At 46.4% G+C, this 22,512-nt stretch carries 11 protein-coding genes and 1 tRNA gene; 9 read left to right on the forward strand and 3 right to left on the reverse strand.

Annotated elements, in window-relative coordinates:
- Positions 1–9: 9 nt before the first annotated feature.
- Both HMPREF9447_RS09840 and HMPREF9447_RS09845 read right to left on the reverse strand, forming a co-directional pair.
- Positions 10–1,374: a sigma-54-dependent transcriptional regulator gene (locus HMPREF9447_RS09840; protein ID WP_009129570.1), complete on the reverse strand. Its 1,365-nt coding sequence runs from the start codon at positions 1,372–1,374 to the stop codon at positions 10–12.
- Between the two features lie 249 nt (positions 1,375–1,623).
- Positions 1,624–3,987 carry an ABC transporter permease gene (locus tag HMPREF9447_RS09845; RefSeq protein WP_009129571.1) on the reverse strand — a complete coding sequence of 788 codons (2,364 nt, stop codon included), beginning with the start codon at positions 3,985–3,987 and terminating at the stop codon, positions 1,624–1,626.
- Between the two features lie 333 nt (positions 3,988–4,320).
- On the opposite strand from HMPREF9447_RS09845, the gene HMPREF9447_RS09850 reads away from it, so the two are divergent.
- The 4 genes from HMPREF9447_RS09850 (at position 4,321) to HMPREF9447_RS09865 (ending at position 9,110) form a co-directional block, all read left to right on the forward strand.
- The gene (locus HMPREF9447_RS09850) at positions 4,321–6,999 is read left to right on the forward strand and encodes a DNA gyrase/topoisomerase IV subunit A (protein ID WP_009129572.1); all 2,679 of its coding nucleotides are present in this window, start codon (positions 4,321–4,323) and stop codon (positions 6,997–6,999) included.
- 40 nt (positions 7,000–7,039) lie between these two features.
- Entirely contained in the window at positions 7,040–7,903 is an 864-nt protein-coding gene (locus HMPREF9447_RS09855) for a DUF3316 domain-containing protein (RefSeq protein WP_009129573.1), read from the forward strand.
- Positions 7,904–7,927: 24 nt separating this feature from the next.
- Complete coding sequence (locus HMPREF9447_RS09860) at positions 7,928–8,953, forward strand: S41 family peptidase (RefSeq protein ID WP_044138115.1); 1,026 nt, start codon at positions 7,928–7,930, stop codon at positions 8,951–8,953.
- Between the two features lie 75 nt (positions 8,954–9,028).
- Positions 9,029–9,110, forward strand: a tRNA-Leu gene (locus HMPREF9447_RS09865).
- Positions 9,111–9,163: 53 nt separating this feature from the next.
- Here HMPREF9447_RS09865 and HMPREF9447_RS09870 read toward each other — a convergent pair.
- Complete coding sequence (locus HMPREF9447_RS09870; RefSeq protein WP_009129575.1) at positions 9,164–10,483, reverse strand: ATP-binding protein; 1,320 nt, start codon at positions 10,481–10,483, stop codon at positions 9,164–9,166.
- Between the two features lie 591 nt (positions 10,484–11,074).
- Here HMPREF9447_RS09870 and HMPREF9447_RS09875 point away from each other — a divergent pair.
- From HMPREF9447_RS09875 to HMPREF9447_RS09895, 5 genes are all read left to right on the forward strand, one after another.
- Positions 11,075–14,113, forward strand: a complete 3,039-nt coding sequence (locus tag HMPREF9447_RS09875) for a SusC/RagA family TonB-linked outer membrane protein (protein WP_009129576.1) — start codon at positions 11,075–11,077, stop codon at positions 14,111–14,113.
- Positions 14,114–14,178: 65 nt separating this feature from the next.
- Positions 14,179–15,699, forward strand: coding sequence for a RagB/SusD family nutrient uptake outer membrane protein (locus tag HMPREF9447_RS09880; RefSeq protein WP_009129577.1), 1,521 nt, complete (start codon positions 14,179–14,181; stop codon positions 15,697–15,699).
- An 18-nt stretch (positions 15,700–15,717) separates the two neighbouring features.
- Positions 15,718–18,021, forward strand: a complete 2,304-nt coding sequence (bglX, locus tag HMPREF9447_RS09885; protein ID WP_009129578.1) for a beta-glucosidase BglX — start codon at positions 15,718–15,720, stop codon at positions 18,019–18,021.
- A gap of 72 nt (positions 18,022–18,093) precedes the next feature.
- Positions 18,094–19,458: a glucoamylase family protein gene (locus HMPREF9447_RS09890; protein WP_009129579.1), complete on the forward strand. Its 1,365-nt coding sequence runs from the start codon at positions 18,094–18,096 to the stop codon at positions 19,456–19,458.
- A 176-nt stretch (positions 19,459–19,634) separates the two neighbouring features.
- The gene (locus HMPREF9447_RS09895; protein ID WP_009129581.1) at positions 19,635–22,463 is read left to right on the forward strand and encodes a helix-turn-helix and ligand-binding sensor domain-containing protein; all 2,829 of its coding nucleotides are present in this window, start codon (positions 19,635–19,637) and stop codon (positions 22,461–22,463) included.
- Positions 22,464–22,512 lie beyond the last annotated feature (49 nt).

Genomic DNA, 22,512 nt, shown 5'->3' on the forward strand with positions numbered 1-22,512 from the left:
GATGTCCGGTTAAAGTTCATACTTTTTAATCTTGCTATATAGCGTAGGGCGCGAAATACCAAGTTCAACAGCTACGGCAGAGATATTGTTATCATACTTCCTTAAAGCCTTTTCTATCAATATCTTTTCCATTTCTTCCAACGTGAAGGATTCTACAACAAATGAAGTCTCATCCGGTGTACGCATATAAAAGTCGGCAGGTTGCAGTTCCTCATTATCACTCAGGATAACAGCCTTCTCAATCGCATGTTCCAATTCCCGCACATTCCCCGGCCAGACATAGTTTTCCAGCTTCCGGAGTGCCTTTTCACTAAATTTCAGGTTGCCTTTATTATATTTTTTCGCAAGGCGTCGCAGAAAGAATTCAGCCAGTTGCGGAACATCTTCCCGACGTTCGCGCAAAGGCGGAACTTCAAGATGAATAGTATTGATGCGGTACAGCAAGTCTTCCCTGAACCCTCCTTCCTTCACGGACTTGAACAAATTCTTATTGGTAGCCGAAATCAGGCGGATGTCTACCGGAATGGACTTATTACTCCCTACCCGTGTGATATGGCGCGTCTGCAAAGCGGAAAGGAGTTTAGCTTGTAAAGGATAACTCAGATTACCTATTTCATCCAGGAAAAGAGAACCACCGTCAGCAGCCTCAAACTTTCCCGCCCTATCCACTTTAGCATCTGTGAAAGCACCTTTCACATGTCCGAAAAGTTCGCTTTCGAAAAGAGTTTCGGTGACAGCACCCATATCTACACTGATAAGTGTCTCTGCCGCCCGGGGCGAATAGCGGTGTATCATCTTCGCTATAAGCTCTTTACCGGTCCCGTTCTCGCCGGTGATAAGGACGTTGGCGTCAGTCACGGCAACCTTCTTAATCATAGTGAGCAGGCGCTGCATGGCAGGAGATTGCCCCCAGCAGATATCTTCTTCCTTTTGAATCTCACGGTTAAGTACACTCTGTTTCTCACGCAACTTTTTCACTTCTTTACGCGATTGGCGCAAAGAAAATGCCGATTGCAGGGTTGCCAGCAGTTTGGCGTTATCCCATGGCTTCACGATAAAGTCGGTTGCCCCAGCTTTAAGGGCTCTCACGGCAAGGTCGATATCGGCATATGCAGTGAAAAGAACCACGGGCAGTTCTTCATCCGTTTTCTTTATTTCAGAAAGCCAGAACAGCCCTTCATTGCCGGAGTTGATGCCTGCCGAGAAATTCATATCGAGCAGCACCACATCCGGGCTTTTATCTCTCAATTCGGAAATGAGTGTATTGGGGGATGTAAGCAAAGAGATATTCTCAAAATAATCGCTTAAGAGTATCCTCAGGGCACTGAGCACATTCTTATTATCATCAACAATGAGGATGTTTCCTTTCTTCATTCGGATATTTCTTTTAAAAGGTTTTCGTCCCGGTCTGCAAGCTCTCACGAACAAATATCGTAATATTCCGGCAGAATAAAAAATTAATCGGGTAGCAACTGCTAATTCCTGTTTTTACCCTATCCACGCCGTACCTGGGATGCACTTGCTCCGTACATACTCCGTACTTTCTTCGCTCAGAGGTACTCCTGACCGAAGAACGTACGGAGCAAGTACGTCTCAGATACGTTCCAGGTACGGTGCAGGTACCTATTCTGTTTTTAATGATTCTATAGGATTTGCCGTCGCCGTTCTCCAGGTCTGATAACTCACCGTAATCAACGCAACTAACGCTGATATGACACCGGCCATTAGAAACACCCAGGGACTCAGAGACGTTTTTACAACAAAACCATCCAGCCAATTATACAGGAAGATGTAAGCTATCGGGCAAGCTATTAGGAATGAAATAAGTACCCAGACCACTACATCTTTATTTAGCAACAGTAATAAGTCCGCCACCTTCGCACCATTAATTTTACGTATGCCGATTTCCTTCACCCGCCGCTGGGTGGAATAGAATGCAATAGCAAAAAGTCCGGCTGCCGAAATAATGAATGTTATCAGCAAAGCATAGCCCAGCACATTGCGTGCATTCATCTCGGCTTTGTATTGCGCATCGTAAGCTTCGTCCAGGAAGTGATACTCAAAGGGAACATTCGGATTCACCTCTTTCCACATCTTTTCCATCGCTTGCAGGGCATCCTGCGGATTGCCGATGGTCCGTACAAAAATAGGATTGTGGTCGTCACGCGACAGGTTCACATATAACTGCGGACCGGGTATTTCATGAAGAGACTTCACATAAGAATCACGTATCACTCCTTTGATTATATAGCTTTTCCCGTCGTTCTCTATCAATTTTTGACCGATGGATATATATATGAAAGGCGCGTCGACCGGATTGTCTTCCACTCCAAGGGCACGTGCCAGCGTTTCATTGATTACGCACCAACGGGCATCTCTGGCAGTCTCCAACCATAAAGGATTTTCACCCTCAACAAACTCCATATCGAAGAAGTCGAAGTAATTGGGCGACACTTCCGAAAAATCCACCAACATAGCATCACCGCCATCCATGTTGCGTACGCCTACTCCATTGCCCGTCCGCAGAGGTAAGTCATATTGCTTCATGGCAACATCTGCAATAGCCGGATTCTTCTTCAATTCATCGCGCAGTGCTTTGTAATCGGCACCAAACCATCCCCAGCCATTCACATAAAATACATTTTTATTATTAAATCCCAGGTCTTGTGATAAAAGAGTATCAATCTGCCTACCGAAGAAAAAGACGATTATCAACAGGCTAATGGAAGATGTGAACTGTATGATGACAAGCACTTTTTGGAAAACAGACATTTTCTTTCCCCGGAATTTACCGCCAAGCGTATCAATAATGCCGAACTGCGTCATCCTGAATGCCGGAAAAGAACCGGCAACCAGAACAGTGACAACTATCAGGCAAAAAAGGAATATATAGAGCTGCGGATTGGTAAAATCGATAACTGTCATCGAGTCTGTATAGTTATTGAATACAGGCAGCGTCAGCATCGCCAGCAACAGTCCTCCGGCTACTGCAATAAGGACATAGATAGCTGTTTCTTTATAAAATTCCAATATCAGTGTTTTCCTCCCCGCTCCCTGGGATTTTTTTATTCCGATGCTCTTGGCACGTATGAATGCAGTGGATATAAACAGATTAGTAAAGTTGATACAGCCTATTATCAGGATAATCAGAGCTGTGAAAACCAATATCTGTAAGAAGCCCTTATCACCTTTCACCGCATATTCAAATTCCGGCTCCGTCTTGCTGAAATGTATCTCCCTGACGGGCTCCAATTTCACTTCATTATATGCATCCTGCAAAAATTTGCCCGCTCCTGCCTTATTAATTAGGGTGAGGCGCTCTCCTATAAGTTCCTTATCTGCATCCGGCGATAGAATAAAATAAGTATCATAGTGAAACCCACTATCCCATCCACGCTTAAAAGAACCGAAGAAAGGAAATATCACCTCCGCCAGCATATGCGAATTACGCGGAATATCATACATCACTGCCGAAATAAAAAAGTCAGAACCATGCGACACAATTCGCTGGCCGACAGGGTCCTCACCAGGAAAGTATTTCTTAGCAGCAGATTCTGTGATAATTGCATTATTGGTGCCGGAAAACGCAGTTTCAGGATCCCCTTCTTTCAATGGGAAACCAAAAAATGAAAAGAAGTTGTGGTCAGTCACAATAGACGCCACCCCAAAATGAACCATATCATGAAAAGTCACTCCCATGGGTCGTCTCACCACCCGGCACATCTGTTCAATGGAGGGAAGTTCTTTCTCTGCGATTTCTCCCAGCGGTTGAAAAGAGGTAGCTGCCCTGATCCGTTTGCCGTTAAGATCGAAGTCCTGTACCACCCTATACATCCTGTCACCATCTGGATAGAAATTATCATAAGTGAGTTCATTTATCGCCCACAGGCCGACAACTATGGAAACCATTATGCTAAGACTAAGGCTGCATATATTCAGGGTTCCCACCACCTTTTGCTTGTTGAAGTTTCTAATGAATTGTTTCATTGGGTCAATTGCTCTTTTTTAAGGTTACAGCCGACTATCCGGCCCAAAGATAGAATTTTATTGCTCTTCTCGGCAAATAGTATATCTAAATCCATGCCAAAACGATACTATATTAATAATCAATCAATTGTCAGAAGCAAGTAATAACAGAGGTGTTAAGGAAGTTTACACGCAGTGGAAAAAAGCCGAATGGTAGCATTCATCCCGGCACACATCATCACGCCCCCAATAATTAAAAGACCTTCATTTGCAGGATTTACCGAGAAAATTTGTATTTTTGCGTTCGACTGAGAAATGCAGTGATTATTCAGAATAGATATTCCCAAAACAGATATGAGCGAAGACTTTGAAGCACCGAAAGACGACTTGGAAAAGAAACTCCCGGCAGGGAGCGATGGACATTCGGATTATAAACCCGCTGACACGAAGGACGTAAAAGCAAAATACCAGCTTAGCGGTATGTACCAGAATTGGTTTCTGGATTATGCGTCGTACGTTATTCTGGAACGTGCCGTACCCCACATCAATGATGGTTTAAAGCCTGTGCAGAGACGTATCCTGCACTCCATGAGGCGAATGGAAGATGGGCGCTACAACAAGGTGGCAAACATCGTGGGACACACCATGCAGTTTCACCCGCACGGTGATGCCTCCATTGGTGATGCATTGGTGCAATTGGGACAAAAAGACTTACTAATAGATTGCCAGGGGAACTGGGGTAACATACTTACAGGTGACGGTGCCGCTGCTCCCCGTTACATCGAAGCGCGACTGTCGAAGTTTGCCCTCGATGTAGTGTTCAACCCCAAAACCACCGAATGGAAACTTTCCTATGACGGACGAAACAAAGAACCGGTAACTCAGCCCGTAAAATTCCCTTTGCTGTTGGCACAGGGGGTAGAGGGTATTGCGGTAGGTCTTTCATCCAAGATACTCCCCCACAACTTCAATGAACTTTGTGATGCATCCATCAATTATCTGCACAAAGAGGAATTCAAACTCTATCCGGATTTCCAGACGGGTGGTAGCATCGACGTATCCAAATACAATGATGGCGAACGCGGCGGAGCCGTACGCGTACGTGCCAAAATAGAAAAGATTGATAACAAAACGCTTGCCATCAAGGAAATTCCTTACGGCAAGACGGTGGCCAGTGTTTGTGATTCCATCGTGAAGGCAAGCGAGAAAGGCAAAATCAAGATAAAGAAAGTGGAAGACCTGACGTCCGGCAGCGTGGAAATATTGGTTCATCTTGCTCCCGGTGTGTCTTCGGATAAAACAATCGATGCCTTATATGCCTTTACTGACTGCGAAGTAAGCATATCGCCCAACTGCTGCGTCATCGATGACCAAAAGCCGCATTTCCTCACAGTGAGCGATGTGCTGAGAAAATCAGTAGACAATACTTTGTCTCTGCTGCGCCGGGAACTGGAAATACGCAAAGATGAAATACTGGAAAGCCTGCACTTTGCTTCATTGGAAAAAATATTCATCGAAGAACGCATCTATAAGGACGAGAAGTTTGAACAAGCCAAAAATATGGATGCAGCTTGCGAGCACATTGATGAACGCCTGACACCTTTCTATCCGTTGTTCATCCGCGAAGTGAACAAAGAGGATATTCTCAGACTGATGGAAATAAAGATGGGACGTATCCTTAAATTCAATTCCGACAAAGCGGAAGAACTCATTGCCCGCATGAAGACGGACATAGAAGAGATAGACCACCATTTGGCAAATATCATAGAGTATACGGTGGACTGGTATCTGATGCTGAAAAACAAATACGGCAAAAATTTTCCACGCCGTACGGAGTTGCGCAGCTTCGATACCATCGAGGCAAGTAAGGTAGTGGAAGCCAACGAAAAATTATATATCAACCGCGAAGAAGGCTTCATCGGCACTGCTTTGAAGAAAGATGAATTCCTCTGCAACTGTTCAAGCCTAGATGATGTCATCATCTTTTTCCGGGACGGGCGCTATCTGGTTACTCCCGTATCCGATAAGAAATTCGTGGGAAAGAATATTCTCTATGCCAATGTATTCAAGAAGAACGATAAGCGCACGATATACAATGTAGTTTATCGTGACGGGAAAGAAGGCACACAATATATCAAACGGTTTGCCGTAACAAGTATTATCCGCGACCGTGAATATGATGTGACGCAAGGTACTCCCGACTCACGCATCATGTATTTCACTGCCAATCCCAATGGTGAAGCGGAAGTCATCAAGGTGACACTGAAACCCAATCCTCGCGTGCGCCGCATTATCTTTGAAGAAGACTTCAGTACTGTCAGCATCAAGGGTCGCCAGGCAAGGGGTAATATCCTGACCAAGCTCCCGGTACATAAGATTGCTTTGAAACAGCGCGGTGGCTCCACACTGGGCGGACGTAAAGTGTGGTTCGACCGTGATGTGCTTCGCCTCAACTACGACGGACGCGGTGAATATCTGGGAGAATTTCAGAGTGACGACAGCATCCTGGTGGTACATGACAACGGCGATTTCTACATCACCAACTTCGACCTCAGTAACCACTATGAGGCGAATATCCGCATACTGGAGAAATTTGACCCGAACAAGGTATGGACTGCCGTGCTTTACGATGCGGACCAACAGAATCTGCCCTATATCAAGCGTTTCTGCATGGAAGCAACCAACCGTAAGCAGAATTATCTGGGAGAAAATAAGAACAACAGGCTAATCTTGTTGACAGACGAATGTTATCCGCGTCTGGAAGTCATATTCGGCGGCCATGACAGTTTCCGTGAACCGCTGATTATAGAGGCAGACGAATTTATTGCCGTAAAAGGCTTCAAAGCAAAAGGCAAGCGTATTACTACCTTTACATTGGAGACTGTTAATGAACTGGAACCGACACGACAGCCCGAAACCCCGGAAGAAACAGAGGAACAGGAAGAGGAGGAACCCGAAATCCTGGACCCCGATCATGGCAAGAGTGAGGACGATATCCGAGATGAAATAACGGGGCAGATGAAACTGTTCTAAGTGATTAACGATTAGTGATTAGTGATAAGCAACTATATCAATGAGTTTATATAGAATAGGTATAATAGCCGCATGCCTGCTGCTCGGAACGGGCGGAAGTGTAAAAGCGCAAAGCGTTGAAGAACGGGCGTTACAAGAATTGAGGGCTGACTCTTCGGCAAGAACACGCTTTGTAACCCGGGCCACCATGTACGGCGTAGGCTATGCCAATGTATTCGACACTTATCTGTCACCACAGGAATACAAAGGTATCGACTTCCGTATTTCCCGTGAAAGCATGCGCATGACCAAGTGGATGAATGGCAATGTATCCTTGCAAAGTTTCTTCCAGGCGGACATCGGGTATACCCACAACCGTGTGGACAATAACAATATGTTCTCCGGGCTGGCAAACTGGAACTACGGATTGCATTACAATTTTCCCATTACTCCGAACTTTAAATTACTTGCCGGAGGACTTATCGACCTGAACGGCGGTTTTGCATACAGCCTGCGCAACGGTAACAACCCGGCACAGGCACGTGCTTACATCAACCTGGATGCATCCGGAATGGCAATATGGGATTTGCGGATTAAGAACTATCCGATTTCTTTGCGCTACCAGATTAATCTGCCTTTTATGGGTGTCATGTTCTCTCCCAATTACGGGCAGTCGTACTACGAGATTTTTACGCTGGGGAATTGGAACGGAGTGATAAACTTCACTTCCCTGCACAACCAGCCCTCCTTGCGGCAGATGCTAACCGTAGACTTTCCGGTGGGACGAGCTAAAATGCGTCTTGCCTACCTGTGGGATGCACAACAATCCAAAGTGAATGACATAAAGACGCATACCTATTCGCATGTGTTCATGGTAGGTTTCGTAAAGGAACTGTTTCTCATTCGTGACAAAAGAAAAAAGTGACTATTGAGAGAAAGTGATAGAATGATGAAAAGAAAAGGAATATATCATATTAAATTAGGGTGGCTTGGAATACTTTTCATGTTGCTGCCTTTACTATCGAGTTGTATCAGGGAAGAAGAGTATAACAATTCCCCACAAGGCAACTTCGAAGCTTTGTGGAAGATTATCGACGAAAAATATTGCTTTCTGGACTACAAACAGGTGGATTGGAATGCAATCCATGATAAATATCAGCCGCTCATTACTTCCAATATGCCAAACGATGGGTTATTTCAAGTGCTCGACAGTATGTTGGCGGAACTGAAAGACGGGCATGTCAACCTCTATAGTTCCTCAAATATGGCCCGTTACTGGGATTGGTATCTGGATTATCCACGCAATTTCAACGAAAGTATCATCGAGCGGAAATATCTTGGAAAGACTTACCGCATTGCCGGTGGTCTTAAATACAAGATTCTTGAAGATAATATCGGGTATATTTATTATGAGTCATTCTCCGATGGTGTGGGAAACGGTAATCTGGATGAAGCACTCTCCTACCTGGCCCCATGCAATGGATTGATTTTTGATGTACGCAACAATGGTGGAGGAAACCTGACTTATTCCACCCGCATAGCCGCCCGTTTCACAAACGAGAAAGTATTGACGGGATACATTCAGCATAAGACCGGAAAAGGGCACAGTGATTTCTCCGAGCCTGAACCCATTTACCTGGAGCCGTCCAATAGTATTCGTTGGCAGAAGAAGGTGATGCTTCTTACCAACCGCCATTCTTATAGTGCTACGAACGATTTCGTGAATGCCATGCGCTATTTCCCTAATGTCACGCTGGTAGGTGACAAAACCGGTGGCGGTTCGGGACTGCCTTTCTCTTCAGAGTTGCCCAATGGTTGGGGAGTACGTTTCTCTGCCAGTCCGCATCTGGATGCAAAGAAGCAACATATCGAGTTTGGCATTGACCCGGATGAGAAAATAGATATGGATGAAACCGACCTTGAGAAAGATGCTATCATTGAACGGGCAAGAGAGCTCTTAAAAGTTACCCAATAATTACTTTCTGCACCAAAGTGTTTGCTGGAAAGAAAAATCTTTCTATCTTTGCCGACGCTTAACAAAAAAGCCACTGCGGGTGTGGCGTAATTGGCAGCCGCGCCAGACTTAGGATCTGGTGCCGAGAGGCGTGTAGGTTCGAGTCCTATCACCCGCACATAAATTAAAAAAGCCTTCGGAATTAAGTTTTCCGGAGGCTTTTTCTATTATCTATATATCTAACAATGAAAGCTTTCCTAAATTACAGTTGTATTTCTTCAGCTCTTTTTCCGCCTCCATCAGATTCGCAACTTTCTCTTCCAGTACAGTACTACTATATCGGGCCTCATCTTTCTTTATTTCATAAATGGCAACTGTCTTATCCAAATCATTCAATGCAATAAGGTCTATCTCATTTTCTCCTTTTCGGTTCCAGTACATCCCCACATTAGTATATAGGCCAGACTGCATAAACTTATCACGGAAGTAGCGCTCCAGCATACCTCCTGAAAAAGTATTATAATCCCTACGAATTATATTCTCCACCAATTTCAATGCACCGGATTCTATATACCCTTGATAACGATAAATAAAACGGAACCAGAAAGTAAGAAAATTATCGGCTATGCAGTATCGTACTTGCTTTGAGTTCTCTTTGGCGAAGATAGGACGCTTCTTACTGATCAATGAATAATAGTTTTCCAACTTAGCCAAATAGCCACCTATTTCAGCTTTTCCTAAACGATTCTCTATCTCTCCACGAGTATAATCTCCGCCGGCTATGCATTCTAATATAGAAAAATAGATAGAATAATCCGGTCCAAATTCTTCAATCAGCAAATTCTTCCCTTCATTCAGAAAAGGAGAATTGGAACGTGTCAACAGACCAATCATTTTATCTTTGGTATATGCCTTATTCGTCATAAACAGGCTGACATACCAAGCCACTCCTCCTGTAAAGGCATAAAGTGCCAAAAGGTCTTCCGGTTGATACGACGGATTGTGATCGGCTAATATTTCTTTCAGTACTTCCACCTTGAATGGTTTCAGATGTATCATTTGCCCGGCACGAGAAAAGAGGGGTTCTTTCCGGTCTTCAAAAATCTGGTGCATTAACGAATAAATAGAGCCACTGACTATGAGATTCATTTTCGACGTTCCTTTATTCAAGTCCCACTCTCTCTGTATCTCACTGAAAACAGAGGGATTGGTACGCTGAAAGTCTTGAAATTCATCGATGATAAGATTAAAAGGACGTTCACGAGAGATGACAAGTAAATGGTGAAACAGCTTGGCAAAGGATGTATAATTACCAATAGGCCATCCTAACTTATTTTCCGCTTCATCCACAAAGTCTTGGCAGAGCAGGGCTTCCGCTTTACGTGCAACAAAGAAATAAAGAGTCAGACTTCCTGCTGTACTTTGCAGTGCCAACTGGGTTTTTCCAATTCGTCTCCGCCCGAACAGGACAGTCATTTGCGACTCTTGCAGAGACGCTTCACGAATATTATCTAATAATTCTTGCTCTTCTTCACGATCGTAAAACTTCATAATACACTATTTTTTAGTCAATAAGCACACTACATCCGACGCAGTTATAGTAACAGCTATTACCGTAATATCCGTTACTATAATGCAAAGATATTATTTTTTATGCTCACAGCCAAGGATGTAAGACACTAATAATATTTATCATTTGGTTCATTATTGGAAAGAAATTAAGCAATGCAGTACGCGGCTTACTACCATAGTTTCGTCTGCTTACTACCTTTGTCTGCTATGGTGCCTACCAAGATTGTACGAGTTGTACAACTGGTGCAGCATGAGTTATACGACTGGAGCAGTACGAGTTGTACAACTCGTACAATCTTGGTAAGGAGCTAAAAAAGAAGAGTCGTAAGGTTACAGAAACGTAGTAGTATACCTGATAAATACATCTTATAATGCACTCTGATTAAAGCAGTACGGGATAGCTAATTCGTTGTTAAATTAAAAATTTAGATTATATCTGTGCAGTAATCCCCTTCCCCCTTTTCTCTTCCTCCAATTGTGTTAAAAACCCAGGATTTAAAAGCCCTTGAAATCTTTTTTCCATTTTCATTGTTCTGATGCAATATATCATTCACATAAAAATTTAATGCAATGAAGAGAAACCTAAACCCTCCTATGAAGAGAGCCCTAAGGCTTAAAAATCTATTCTTGGCGGTGTGTTTCCTATTAATAGGTACCACCGCTTTTTCTCAGGAACGGACCGTAACCGGTGTCGTTACCGATTCATTCAATGAACCGCTGATAGGTGTATCTATAGTAGTACAAGGCACCAATACCGGCGTAGTAACCGGACTGGATGGAGATTACTCTATCCAAGTACCAGCAGGTGCCACCCTCGATTTCTCATACGTAGGTATGGAGAAACAGAGTATCAAGGTAGGCGACCGGAGCGTTATCAATGTACAACTGAAAGAAGACTCGCAGATGCTTGCCGAAACAGTGGTCATCGGTTACGGTAGTGCCAAGAAGCGTGACCTCACAGGCTCCATCACCAACATCAAGGGCGATGAGATTGCCAACAAACCTGTAGCCAACCCACTGTCCGCCCTGCAAGGCAAAGTGGCCGGTGTACAAATCATCAACTCCGGTAAGGCTGGAGCCGACCCGGAAATACGCGTACGTGGTACCAACTCTATCAACGGTTATAAACCGCTGTATGTAGTGGATGGGCTGTTCAATGACAACATCAATTTCCTGAATCCGCAGGACATTGAATCCATGGAAATCCTGAAAGACCCTTCCTCACTCGCCATTTTCGGTGTACGTGGCGCAAACGGCGTTATCATCATCACCACCAAGAAAGCCAAAGAAGGGCAGACCCGCGTAAACATCAACGGTTCGTTCGGCTTCAAGGCTGTCACGAATAAGATTGCGATGACGGACGCCGAAGGTTTCAAGCTATTGTATAACGAACAGTTGAGAAACGAAGGTAACCCGGAATATGATTTCTCGGACTGGACAGGCAATACCAACTGGCAGGACGAAATCTTCCAGACCGGATTTATCACGAACAACAACATCAGCATTAACGGTGCATCTGAAAAGCACAGCTTCTACCTCGGCGCAGGTTATGCCTACGAACAAGGCAACATCAAGAATGAAAAGTACAGCAAAATCACGTTGAACATCAGCAACGATTATAAAGTGACGGACAACTTCAAAGTAGGTTTCCAGTTCAATGGCGCACGTATATTGCCGGCTGACACAAAGAGTGTTGCCACTGCTTTGCGCGCGGCTCCGGTAGCTCCGGTGTACAATGAAGAATATGGATTATATACTTCACTGCCCGGTTTCCAGAAAGCACAGATGAACAATCCGATGGTAGACGTTGCACTGAAAGCAAATACCACGAAAGCGGAAAACTACCGTGGTTCGGGCAATATATACGGACAATGGGACTTCCTGAAACATTTCCAGTTCAAGGCGATGTTCTCATTGGATTATGCATCCAACAGTACGCGGACTTACACACCCATTATCAAGGTGTATGATGCCAGCGCCGAAGGGGATATAGCCACACTGGGCACCGGAAAGACCGGAGTGAGCCAGGCAAAAGAAACAGAAATGAAGGTGCAAAGCGACTATCTGTTGACGTATACCAACTCATGGGGCGACCATAGTCTGACGGCTACAGCCGGTTTCACTACCTATTATAATAAGCTCGAGAATCTGAACGGCGCCCGCACACAAGGTGTAGGTCTGGTTATTCCGGATAATTCGGATAAATGGTATGTGAGCATCGGCGATGCAGCTACAGCTACAAACGGGAGTACGCAATGGGAGCGCTCCACCGTGTCGGTGCTGGCACGTATCCTCTACAATTATAAAGGTAAATATCTGTTCAACGGTTCTTACCGTCGTGACGGTTCTTCCGCATTTTCTTATACTGGCAACCAATGGCAGAATTTCTACTCCGTAGGTCTGGGCTGGTTGATGAGCGAGGAAGAATGGATGAAAGGTATCGAGTGGTTGGATATGTTGAAGCTGAAAGGCTCATGGGGTACATTGGGTAATCAGAACTTGGACAGAGCTTATCCGGCAGAGCCGTTGCTGACGAATGCCTATTCTGCTGTATTCGGCACTCCGTCCGCCATCTATCCGGGGTATCAGTTGGCGTATCTACCTAACCCTAATCTCCGTTGGGAGAAAGTAGAAGCCTGGGAAGTGGGTGCAGAAGCCAACTTCTTCCGCAATCGCCTGCACTTTGAAGGGGTGTACTACAAGAAGAAAACGAAAGATTTGCTGGCAGAAGTGCCGGGTATTTCGGGAACAGTACCGGGTATCGGCAACCTGGGCTCCATTGAGAATATGGGTGTGGAACTTGCCCTCAACTGGCGCGACCAAATTGGTGACTGGGACTACAACATCGGAGCTAATCTGACGACTATCAAGAATAAAGTACTGAGTCTCGTACAGGAAGGTTACTCCATCATTGCCGGAGATAAGAGTCAGAGCTACACAATGGCAGGTTATCCTATCGGATACTTCTACGGTTACAAGGTGGAAGGTGTTTATCAGACTCAGGAGGAGATTGATAACTCGCCGAAGAACAAACTGGCAACCGTCACTCCGGGTGACCTGAAGTTCAAGGATGTGAACGGTGACGGTGAAATCACTACGGCAGACCGTACGATGATTGGTAACCCGACGCCGGATGTCACTTACGGTATCACACTCGGAGTAGGTTATAAGAATTGGGAATTGGCTGTGGACATGATGGGACAAGGTGGCAATCAGATTTACCGTACGTGGGATAACTACAACTGGAGCCAGTTCAACTTCATGGAGCAGCGCATGGATCGTTGGCACGGAGAGGGTACAAGCAATACCCAGCCGTTGCTGAACACGAAGCACACCATCAACAATATGAATTCTGAATATTATGTAGAAGATGGTTCGTTCTTCCGCATCCGTAATGTATCTCTGGCTTATAACTTCGACAAGGCACTGATTTCTAAAATCGGCATGCAGGCATTGAAGCTCTACGTAAACATACAGAACCTGAAGACGTGGAAACATAACACCGGATATACACCGGAACTGGGCGGAAGTGCCATAGCTTTCGGAGTAGATGACGGCAGTTATCCGATGCCGGCTATTTATACATTCGGCTTCAACCTGACGTTCTAAGGGGCGTAGCGCCCCGGCAAGGTTTCCTTGCGGCATATACAAAATTCAGATTAAAAAAAAAGATTATGAAGATAAAGAAATATATCCTGTCACTGTTGATTGGCGCAACCGCCCTCTCATTCAGTTCCTGTAATGACTTCCTGGACCGCGACCCATTGGGACAATTCACGGAAGACGATGACCCCAACGCCCTTGTAGGCGGAAAGATATTCAATGTTTACTACCTGATGCGCTCGTACGACATCACCGCAGGTATTCCCGCTTTCATGGTGCACATGGTGCGAAGTGAGGATTCCGAGAAGGGTAGTGATGCCGGCGACGGTGGAAACGAAGCAGCCATGTGGGATGACTTTGAATACGCCGCCAACAACGGTCCACTGGGTGCCTACTGGAGCCAGAACTATAAAATCATCTATCAATGTAACGAGATTCTGGACGACATCGCCAAAAGCGAAAATAAAGATGATACAGAATCCATCCGCAACCGTGGCGAAGCACTCTTCTTCCGTGCCTACTGCTACTTCAACCTGGTACGTGCCTTCGGCGAAGTGCCGTTGGTAACCATTAAAGTAGTGGAAGCCTCTGATGCCAACGTGCCCAAGACTACCGCAGAAAAGATATACGAACAGATTGACAAAGACCTGACCGAAGCAGAGGATTGTCTGCCACTGCGATGGACCAGCGACTATACGGGACGCCTCACCTGGGGAGCCGCACGTGCACTGCACGCACGCACTTACATGATGCGCAACGATTGGGAGAATATGTACACAGCTTCCACCGAAGTCATCACTTCCGGCATCTACAATCTGAATACTCCCGTGGACAAAGTCTTCACCGTAGAGGGTGAAAACTGCGGCGAAAGCATCTTCGAATTGCAGTGCGAAGCCACCGACGCTATGAAAGAAGACGCCAGTATCGGCAGCCAGTTCTGCCAGGTGCAGGGTGTGCGCGGAGCCGGCGACTGGGACTTGGGTTGGGGTTGGCATATGGCTACCAAACTGATGGGAGAGGCTTTTGAAGAAGGTGACCCACGCAAGGATGCCAGTCTGCTCTACTTCCGCCGCAACAATGAAGACCCTATTACGCCGGAAAATACGAACAAGCCTTACGGTGAGTCTCCCGTATCCACCGCTATGGGTGCTTACTTCAATAAGAAGGCTTACACAGATCCTACACTGCGCAGGAAGTATACCCGCATGGGATTCTGGGTAAATATCCGCATCATCCGTTATCCGGACGTGCTCCTGATGGCAGCCGAAGCAGCCAATGAAAAAGGATTGATGGGTGAAGCAAGCGGTTATCTGGAACAGGTACGTGCACATGCCCGCGGCACACTGACGAATGTATTGCCCAAAGTGGAATCTCTGGACCAAAACGTACTGCGCGAAGCCATCCGCCACGAGCGCCGCGTAGAGCTGGCATTGGAGCCCGACCGCTTCTATGACCTCGTACGTTGGGGCATCGCACAGGAAGTGCTTCAGGCTGCCGGAAAGAATTATCAACCGAAGAACGCATTGTTGCCATTGCCACAGACGGAAATAGATAAATCGAACGGAGTACTGGTACAGAATCCGGACTATTAATGATATAAATAAAAGTATATGAAAGTAATATTCAGAAAAACAAGCCTGTTGCTACTGGGTGCCCTGATGAGCATATCAGCCGCACAGGCACAAAAATCTCCACTGGACATGGACCGCTTCATCGATGCACTGATGAAGAAAATGACCGTAGAAGAGAAAATCGGTCAGTTGAATCTACCTGTCACGGGTGACATCACCACAGGACAGGCTAAAAGCAGCGACGTAGCCACGAAAATTGAAAAAGGAATGGTGGGTGGGCTCTTCAACCTGAAAGGAGTAGACCGCATCCTCGAAGTCCAAAAACTAGCAGTAGAGAAATCACGCCTCGGCATTCCCTTGCTGTTCGGTATGGACGTGATACACGGATACGAGACCATCTTCCCCATTCCATTGGGGTTATCCTGTACATGGGATATGGCAGCCATCCAGCGTTCTGCCCGCATCGCAGCCATCGAAGCCAGTGCCGATGGCATCTCCTGGACATTCAGTCCGATGGTAGATATCAGTCGCGACCCACGTTGGGGACGTGTCTCCGAAGGTTCGGGAGAAGATCCTTTCCTGGGTGGAGCTATTGCCCAAGCAATGGTCTACGGATACCAGGGAGCGAATCAAGAGGAGCAATTGCGTCGCAATGATGAAATCATGGCATGTGTTAAGCACTTCGCCCTGTATGGCGCCGGAGAGGCCGGACGAGACTATAACACCGTAGATATGAGCCACAACCGGATGTTCAACGAATATATGTACCCGTATGAGGCAGCCGTAGAAGCGGGTGTGGGTAGTGTGATGGCCTCTTTCAACGAAGTGGACGGCATACCTGCCACCGGAAATAAATGGCTGATGACCGACTTGCTCCGTGATAAATGGGGTTTCCAAGGTTTCGTAGTGACAGACTTCACCGGTATTTCCGAAATGATAGAACATGGTGTCGGTGATTTACAAACTGTAAGTGCTCTCGCTCTGAATGCCGGAGTGGACATGGATATGGTCAGCGAAGGTTTCGTAGGCACGCTGATGAAATCCATCAAAGAAGGTAAAGTGCGGATGGCTACACTGAACACAGCCTGCCGCCGGATACTGGAAGCGAAATATAAACTGGGGCTGTTTGATAATCCTTATAAATACTGTGACGTAAATCGTCCGAAACGGGATATATTCACCAAAGAGCATCGCGACGAGGCACGCAAGATAGCTGCCGGGAGTTTTGTATTATTGAAGAACGACGCAAGTGTGCTTCCACTGAAAAAGCAAGGCACCGTCGCCGTCATCGGCCCCCTCGGTAATAGTCGCAGCAACATGCCCGGTACCTGGAGCGTAGCCGCCCGCCTCAACGATTATCCTTCGCTCTATGAAGGTCTGAAAGAAATGATGGCAGGCAAAGTTAACATCACTTATGCCAAAGGAAGCAACCTCGTCGGCGATGCCGCCTACGAAGAACGCGCCACAATGTTCGGTCGGTCATTGAACCGAGACAACCGCACAGATAAGGAGTTACTGGACGAGGCCCTGAAAGTAGCTGCCGGTGCCGATGTAATTGTAGCCGCCCTGGGAGAGTCTTCCGAAATGAGCGGTGAAAGTTCCAGCCGCACAGAGCTCGGCCTGCCTGACGTGCAGCACACCTTGCTGGAAGCTTTGTTGAAAACCGGAAAACCTGTTGTGCTGACGCTCTTCACCGGCCGACCGCTGACGCTGAACTGGGAACAAGAGCATGTACCTGCCATCTTGAATGTATGGTTTGGCGGTAGTGAAGCGGCTTATGCGATTGGTGATGTATTGTTTGGAGATGTAAATCCGAGCGGTAAACTGACGATGACTTTCCCGAAGAATGTAGGGCAGATACCTTTGTTCTACAATCATAAGAACACCGGACGCCCGTTGGCGGAAGGCAAATGGTTCGAGAAATTCCGTAGTAATTATTTGGATGTGGACAATGAGCCGCTGTATCCTTTCGGTTACGGTTTGTCATACACCACTTTCCAATATAGTGACATTGCCCTGAGCATGCCGACACTGGGGAAAGATGGTTCCGTGACTGCCGTAGTCACCGTAACCAATACCGGAAAGCATGACGGTGCAGAAGTAGTGCAACTTTACATCCGCGATCTTGTAGGAAGCATCACCCGCCCTGTACGCGAACTGAAAGGATTCAATAAAATCTTCCTCCGTGCCGGAGAAAGCAAGACGGTATCCTTCAAGATAACCCGTGACCTGCTCCGCTTCTATGATTATGAGCTGAACTATGTGGCAGAACCGGGCGATTTTGATATTATGATTGGCGGAAGCAGCCAGGCGGTGAAGACGGCTCGTCTGACATTAAAATAATAATTTAGCGGCGTGCATTTCTTAAGCCTGTAAGGCTTTTATCTTATTATTTACTCTTAACCCCTTTTATATATGAAACATATTCCTCAATACCTTCTCCTCTTCTTGCTTCTCTTCGGAGCGTGCAAGAGCCCCAACTCCGGAAGCCCCGCCCCGCTCACCGACGATGCCCTTATGGACACCGTCCAACGGACCACCTTCAATTACTTCTGGGACGGTGCCGAACCTAACAGCGGCCTTGCTCCTGAACGTATCCACATGGACGGCATCTATCCCGAAAAAGACCAGAATGTGGTCACCTCCGGCGGTAGCGGCTTCGGCATCATGGCCCTGCTATCCGGCATCGACCGCGGCTACATCACCCGCACCGAAGGCCTTGCCCGCATGGAAAAAATAGTCTCCTTCCTCGAAAAAGCCGACCGCTTCCATGGTGCCTATCCCCATTGGTGGTATGGAGATACCGGAAAAGTAAAGCCCTTCGGACAAAAAGACAACGGCGGCGACCTTGTAGAAACCGCCTTTCTCATGCAAGGGCTGCTTGCCGTACATCAATATTACGTGAATGGTAGCGGAAAAAGTGAAGATTCAGCTCAGGCAGACCCTGCTTTAACAGCAAGAGAGCAAGCCCTTGCCCAGCGCATAGATACCCTCTGGCGCGATGTAGATTGGAACTTCTACCGCCAGGGAGACCAAAATGTACTTTACTGGCATTGGAGCCCCGAATACGGCTGGGCCATGAACTTTCCCGTTCACGGCTACAACGAATGCCTCATCATGTACATCCTTGCCGCTGCCTCACCTACTCACGGGGTCCCTGCCGCCGTCTATCATGACGGTTGGGCACAAAACGGCGCCATCGTCAAACCCCACAAAGTGGAAGGTATCGAACTTCATCTGCGTTATCAAGGTTGTGAAGCCGGCCCCCTCTTCTGGGCCCACTACTCCTTCCTCGGCCTAAATCCCACAGGATTAAAAGACGAATACTGCGCCAATTACTTTGATGAAATGCGCAACCTGACCCTCGTCAACCGCGCCTACTGCATCCGCAATCCGAAACACTGGAAAGGTTTTGGCGTTGACTGCTGGGGCTTGACCGCCAGCTACTCCGTCAACGGCTACGCTGCCCACATGCCAAACGAGAAAGACGACCACGGCGTCATCTCCCCCACCGCCGCCCTATCGTCTATCGTCTATACTCCGGAACAGTCACTGGCCGTAATGCGTCACCTCTACGGGATGGGTGACAAAGTCTTCGGCCCCTATGGTTTTTACGATGCTTTCAGCGAAACAGAAAATTGGTATCCCAAACGCTATCTTGCCATCGACCAAGGCCCGATAGCCGTCATGATAGAAAACTACCGCACCGGATTATTATGGAAACTCTTCATGAATCATCCGGACGTACAGGCAGGACTAAAGAAGTTAGGCTTCCAATAAGGTTTCTATGAAGAAAGGAGAGTTTCTCACTGCAATGAAAAAGCCATTCTCACCCAAGAAAGAGAACTTTTTCATTACAGTGAGAAATTTATTTTCATTGAAGCCCGAAATTAATTATCTTTGTCCCAAGAACAACTGTAAGGTCGTGACCTTAGCTAACCTTTATTCAATCTGTTATGGACATCCTAAAGTATATATTTATCACCTTTGTGTCCCTCTTCACTTGCACCACGATAACTGCCAATCAAAAACCATATGTTACCAATCTGTCACGTGACAAATATCACGGAGCCAATAAAAACTGGTCTATCGGACAGGATGAAAAAGGTATCATGTACTTTGGCAACGCTATCGGTCTGCTGGAATCTGACGGTATGGAATGGAGACTCTTCCAAACGCCGGATGCAAACATTGTACGTGCCATAGCCGTAGTCGATCATCAGACTATCTACAGCGGTGGCTCCGAAGACCTGGGACGCTGGGACCGTGACCAGTCGGGACAACTAAAATACACCTCTCTGAAAGGACTGCTTAAAGGAAACAACCCACTGGACAATCAAAGCTTCTGGCGTATCTGGATAGTGGGAGATAAAGTCTACTTCCAGTCTTTCAGCCATGTTTATATGTACGACCATCAAACACTTACCCTCGTAGATGGCCCTACCGACCTACTGTTATTACTGAAGGTACGCGATGAATACTGGGTACAAGAAATGTACGGCGCACTCTACCAACTGGACCACCTGGCACTCAACAAGATACCCGGAAGCGAATTCCTGAACGGTACCGTTACCCGCGTTATTCTGCCCTATGGCACAGACCGCTACCTGATAGGAACCTCCACCGGAGAAATCTACATCTACGATAAAGAAAAATTCATTCCCTGGAACCCATCCCTCTCGCGACGGTTACAAGGGCAAGAGTTGAATTGTGGCATCTACTCTTCCAAACGAAACACTTATTACCTGGGCACACAACTTAGTGGCGTATATGAAGTAGACACCCAAGGGAATATCCTGAACCACTTTTCTGCCGCCAATTCATTACAGAACAACACCATCCTGTCCTTGTACGAAGACAACCAGAATAACGTCTGGGCAGCCATGGACCGAGGACTCGCCTACATCCGCTATACCGACGGACTAAGCTATTACCGTTCCACCGACGGCGGGTTCGGCGCTGTCTACGATGCCACCATCTGGCACGGCAATCTGCTTGTCGGTACCAATCAAGGCATCTATTATACGGCCCAGAAGAAAATCGACGATCTGGATATGTTCTCTTCTCTCAAGTTAATAGAAGGTACCCAGGGACAAGTATGGTCTTTCCAGCAAATAGGTGGAAAATTATTCTGCGGCCACACAAACGGCCTGCTCGAAATCCTCCCCGACCTGCGCATCCGCCAGTCCTACCACATCAATACTGGAGTCTTCCGTACCCTGGAAGCAACCATCAACGGAAAACAAATACAAATCATCATCACCTATAAGGATCTCCTCATACTGAACCAGTCCACCGGAGAACTGAGTTCCATGGGACAAATATCCGACCCTATATCCAATGCCGAAGTAGACCATTTAGGAAATATTTGGTTGGAGACTACCAGCCGGGGTGTTTATAAATGTCGCCTGAATGATGAACTGAATGCTTTTCGTTATTATACGTATTATGGTAAAAAGGAAGATAATTCGCTACCCGAACATCTGCGACTCTTCAAATCGGGCGGACGCATCCTGTTCCTAGGTGATGACCAGTTCTATATATATAATGAAGGGAACGATGACTTACAGATAGAACAGCACCTGAACCAATGCTTTAAAGATATACACAATCTTAAACGCATTATCCCCTTTAACAGTGAAGAGAGCTGGGCCACTACAGGTTCTTCCGTCTACCTCTTTTTCTATGACGGTTACATTGCCCGTATCAAGGAAGCATATAAAATAGAAGCTGATAATCTTTCCCTGGTCACCGCCTATGAAAATGCTGCTGTACTTAACGACTCTTTGTCATTGATCTGTCTGGATGCAGGTTTCATCCTTCACAATGTTTACCGTAGTAAACGTCAGACGGTGGAGCTATCGACCCCCAACCTGGAGTTCGTTCACACGGGGACAGGGGCTTACACAGGTTATGTAGATCTTAACCAGCCCATCCATGTTCCCTACAAGGACAACACAGTCACCGTAGGCTTCTCTGTCAATGCCGCCTTTGCCGGAAATCTCTTTGTACAATACCAGCTGGAAGAAGTAGATAGCACCTGGAGTGCCTCCGAGCGACGGAACAGCATATCCTATGCTCGTCTGCCTAAAGGAACATATACGCTACGGCTTCGCACCACAGACGGATTGAACAACTATTCACCGGATACCCTTCTGACATTTGAGGTTCTCCCTCCCTGGTATAATACCATCTGGTGGTACCTCACCTGCTGCGGGCTCATTATCATCGCCTTATTTGTTACTTTCTATCTGATGAAACGGCGTTTACAGACAAAACACCTACGCCGCATGAAAGCTCAGGAAGCAGCACATCTGCGTTCACTGAACGAACAACTGCAAAATGAGATTGAGGAAAAGGATGCTGAACTTTTCACCCAAACCTCCTTTATCATCCACAAAAACGAACTGATTCTGAAACTGAAAGAGATTGTTGACGAAATATGCGCCCGGAATACGCAAAAGGGATTGATGCCTTTCTATCAAAAGATAAATACTCTGCTCGCTAACAATCTCGACACAGAGGATGACTGGAAAATGTTCCTCATCAAATTCGAGCAGAAGCATCGCAATTTCTTCAGACGTCTGAAAGAAATGCACCCGCAGCTCACCAATAATGACCTGCGCCTTTGTGCTTGTCTTAAACTGAACATGGAAACAAAAGATATTGCCGCCCTAATGAACCTTTCAGTGCGGGCTGTAGAGAATAACCGATACCGATTACGGAAAAAGTTCAATCTTCAACCTACTCAAAATCTGAATGAGTACTTCTTAAGCATAGACTAACAAAAAACGATAAGCCACTCAAAACGAGTGGCTTATTTTGTTTTGAGTA

Origin of the sequence: Bacteroides oleiciplenus YIT 12058, from assembly GCF_000315485.1 — a bacterium.
GTDB lineage: Bacteria > Bacteroidota > Bacteroidia > Bacteroidales > Bacteroidaceae > Bacteroides > Bacteroides oleiciplenus.